The sequence below is a fragment of the Sandarakinorhabdus sp. genome (assembly GCF_031422795.1).
GTDB lineage: Bacteria > Pseudomonadota > Alphaproteobacteria > Sphingomonadales > Sphingomonadaceae > Sandarakinorhabdus.
This window is the reverse complement of the sequence record NZ_JANPML010000281.1, coordinates 1-3,613: the sequence shown is the minus strand read 5'-3', so window position 1 is coordinate 3,613 and position 3,613 is coordinate 1. Positions and strand designations below refer to the sequence as shown.

The following is a 3,613-nucleotide window of genomic DNA, read 5'->3' as shown; positions in this document are numbered from 1 at the left end:
GCCGCGGTGACCAACCTCATCAAGAACGGCAGCTTCGAAGCCGGCAATGCTGGCACCGGTGGGTTCCTGCGATGGACAAAGTCCAACGTGCCGACCAACGCGCCGGCCACCATCATCAATTACAACAGCGCCGCGGCCTATCCGACCGGCGCTTTTGGTGAACGCGTGTTCCCCGATAACGCGATCTCGTTCAGCCCTGATGCCGCTGGCACCAAGGCCGCCTATTTCGTCGGCGATTTTTCGGCCAACGAAACCATCTCGCAGCTGACCTATCTGCCGGTGGGCAACTATCGCATTGGCTTCAGCTTCTTCTTGCCCAACAACGGCTTGGCCAACGTCGGCAACGCCAGCTTCAACGCGACCATCGTTGGCGCACCTGTGGCGGTAAGCGCGATCACGACGGGCCTGACTGGCCGGACCTGGCGAGCCGTTTCTGCGGTTGGCCAGATCACCCAGGCTGGTCATTACCAGACGGCTTTTGTGTTCAATACAAACCGGAACCCGTCGAAAGACGTTGTGATCGACCGCGCCTTTGCCATCCGGACCACCGATCCCGCGGATATTATCATCGGGGGCAATCCGGCCGCGATCCCCGAACCGTCGAACTGGATGCTGCTGCTGCTGGGCTTTGGCCTGGTTGGCGCGGTTGCCCGTCGTCGCAAGGCGGCCGTTTCCGCCTGATATCGGCATCAGACGAACATGTTCAAGTTTGCCCGTGGGGCCAGCTGCGATGGCGGTTGGCCCCATTCTTTGTGGCCGCCTGCGGGCAGGAAATTCTAGAATTGCGCTAAAATGATATATTTCGTATTTTAATTACGCAAAAAGCGGTTGACCTGCCATTTTCCTTCCCATAACAGCAGCCAGTCGCTGGTTCGCGGCGGATTTCGCGTGGGATATGAGCATGGGCACGGAGATGACCGGCGCCAACATCGTTGTGCAGGCCCTCAGTGATCTGGGGGTGGAGGTGGTGTTTGGTTACCCCGGCGGCGCTGTGCTGCCGATTTATGATGCGCTGTTTCAACAAAGCCGCATCCGCCACATCCTCGTGCGCCACGAACAGGCCGCCGTGCACGCCGCCGAAGGTTATGCGCGCAGCAGCGGCAAGGTTGGTGTCGTGCTGGTCACTTCTGGTCCCGGTGCCACCAATGCCGTCACCGGCATCACCGACGCGCTGATGGACTCGGTGCCGCTGGTGGTGCTCACCGGCCAGGTGCCGACGCATCTGATCGGCACCGATGCCTTTCAGGAATGCGACACGGTTGGCATCACGCGCCACTGTTCCAAGCATAATTATCTGGTGAAGGAGACGGCCAAGCTGGGGGCCGTGCTGCACGAGGCTTTCTATATCGCCCGTTCCGGCCGCCCCGGCCCGGTGGTGATCGATATCCCCAAGGATGTGCAGATTTTCAAGGCGCGTTACACCAAGCCGGGCACGATCAGCCACAAGACTTACAAGCCGCAAGTGAAGGGCGATCTGGCGGCCATCGAAGCGGCTGTGGACATGCTGGCCGCAGCTGAGCGCCCGATCCTGTATACCGGCGGCGGCATCGTAAACTCCGGCCCGGTGGCCAGCCAGTTGTTGCGCGACCTGGCCAAGCTGACCGGCGCGCCGGTGACGAGCACGCTGATGGGCCTGGGCACGCTGCCCGATGATCACCCGCAGTTCCTTGGCATGCTGGGCATGCACGGCAGCTACGAAGCCAATATGGCGATGAACAAGTGCGACCTGATGGTCTGCCTTGGCGCGCGGTTCGATGATCGGGTGACGGGCCGGCTGGATGCGTTTTCGCCGCACAGCCGCAAGATTCATGTCGATATTGATCGTTCCAGCTTCAACAAGACGGTGCGGGTTGATCTGACCATTCAGGGCGACGTTGGCAGCGTGATGGAAGACATGCTCAAGGTCTGGCGCGCCAAAGGTCGTGGTAATTTGGGGCATCGCGCCGCCGATCAAAAGGCGTGGTGGGAGCAGATCAAGGGCTGGCGCAGCCGCAATTCGTTCGGATTCGAGCAGAAGGGTGAGGCGCTGCTGCCGCAGAAGGCGATCCAGCGCCTGTACGAGATGACACGCGCCAAGAAGCCGATCATCTCCACCGAAGTTGGCCAGCACCAGATGTGGGCGGCGCAGCATTTCGGCTTCCACGAGCCGAACAAGTGGCTGACCAGCGGCGGGCTCGGCACCATGGGCTACGGCCTGCCGGCCGCCATCGGCGCGCAACTGGCGTTTCCGGGCGCGCTGGTGATCGATATCGCCGGCGAAGCCAGCATCCAGATGAACATCCAGGAACTGGGTACGGCGACGCAATATCGCCTGCCGGTGAAGGTGTTCATCATCAACAATGAATATATGGGCATGGTCCGCCAGTGGCAGGAACTGAACCACGGTGGGCGCTATTCAGAAAGCTACTCTGACAGTCTGCCCGATTTCGTGAAACTGGCGGAGGCCTATGGCTGGAAGGGCATCACCATTGAAGGGCCGGATGATCTTGATGCCGGCATCCAAGCCATGCTCGATCACCCCGGCCCGGTGATGGTCGATTGCCGGGTGGCCAAGCTCGCCAACTGCTTCCCAATGATCCCGTCGGGCGCGTCGCATACGGACATGATCCTGAGTGCGGCTGACGAGCGCGGCGAGGCCGATGATGATGCGAAGGCGCTGGTGTGATGAAGGGCGAGTTCAACGAGGCTCTATTGGACAAGTTTTCTGTCGCATCGGCTCACATTGATGCGGCAATCGAGCTGTTTTTTCGTTCGCGGAACCTGATCGGCGCTCACACGCTGGCCTGGGCAGCACTTGAAGTGATGCGAGCAGATGCAGATGAGGGCGAAGTTAGAACTTCAATGAGAGGAATGGAGGAGCGAATTCGTCCCGAACATCTTGTTGAATTCCGCCGCTATATGAAGTCATCATTCTATTTCTTTAAGCACTCTGGAAAGGATGATGGATTTACGAGATTTGACGCTTCTATTGTAGAGTATACAATATTTTTTGCTTGCTATGATTATCACCGTATATATGGAGCAAATACATGGAAGATGTCATACTTTTCATCCTTCTTTCTCAACCGCAACCCTGACTACCTGAAGGGAGACGGTAGAGAGTTGATGGCAAGTGTCTTTGAGTATTTTCAAGGAGATACCTCGTTCTCAAAGGGCCGAGAGTTGATTAATGAAATGTGCGACTTGGAAGAGCGAGGATTGTTTGATCCAACGAAGTTCCGGTTTCACCGGATCGAGTTATTGGCATGAAACATCTCCCCTCTGAACGGCACACGCTGTCGATCCTCGTCGACAACGAAGCCGGCGTGCTGGCCCGCATCGTCGGGCTGTTTTCGGCGCGCGGTTACAATATCGAGAGCCTGACAGTGGCCGACGTGTCGGACGATCATGCCGTGTCCCGCATCACCGTTGTCACCAACGGTCCGCCGCCGGTGATCGACCAGATCATGGCGCAGCTTGATCGGCTGGTGCCGGTGCACAAGGTGGTCGACCTGACCGATTGGGGCCCGCACGTGGAGCGCGAGATGGCGCTGGTGAAGGTGGCCGGCGTGGGCGACAAGCGCGTGGAAGCGCTGCGATTGGCCGATATTTTCCGCGCCCGGCCGGTGGATAC

General features: G+C 59.0%; 4 protein-coding genes. All 4 read left to right on the top strand.

Annotated features, from left to right (window positions below):
* Positions 1–681, top strand: a 681-nt coding sequence (locus RMO81_RS10030; protein WP_310475710.1) for a PEPxxWA-CTERM sorting domain-containing protein, incomplete at its 5' end; no start/stop codon positions are given.
* Between the two features lie 220 nt (positions 682–901).
* Positions 902–2,665 (top strand): acetolactate synthase 3 large subunit, encoded by a 1,764-nt coding sequence (locus RMO81_RS10025; RefSeq protein WP_310475711.1) that lies wholly within the window; start codon positions 902–904, stop codon positions 2,663–2,665.
* On the top strand, positions 2,665–3,249 hold the full coding sequence (locus RMO81_RS10020) for a hypothetical protein (protein ID WP_310475709.1): 585 nt from the start codon (positions 2,665–2,667) through the stop codon (positions 3,247–3,249). The genes RMO81_RS10025 and RMO81_RS10020 overlap by 1 nt, the downstream gene beginning before the upstream one ends.
* On the top strand, positions 3,246–3,613 hold a 368-nt coding region (gene ilvN, locus RMO81_RS10015; RefSeq protein WP_310475708.1), incomplete at its 3' end, for an acetolactate synthase small subunit. The genes RMO81_RS10020 and ilvN, both read left to right, overlap by 4 nt.

What these genes read in the sequence shown, in the direction of transcription:
- RMO81_RS10020 (WP_310475709.1), top strand. Translation starts at nt 2,665, where the DNA reads ATGAAGGGCGAGTTCAACGAGGCTCTATTGGACAAGTTTTCTGTCGCA.
- RMO81_RS10025 (WP_310475711.1), top strand. Translation starts at nt 902, where the DNA reads ATGGGCACGGAGATGACCGGCGCCAACATCGTTGTGCAGGCCCTCAGT.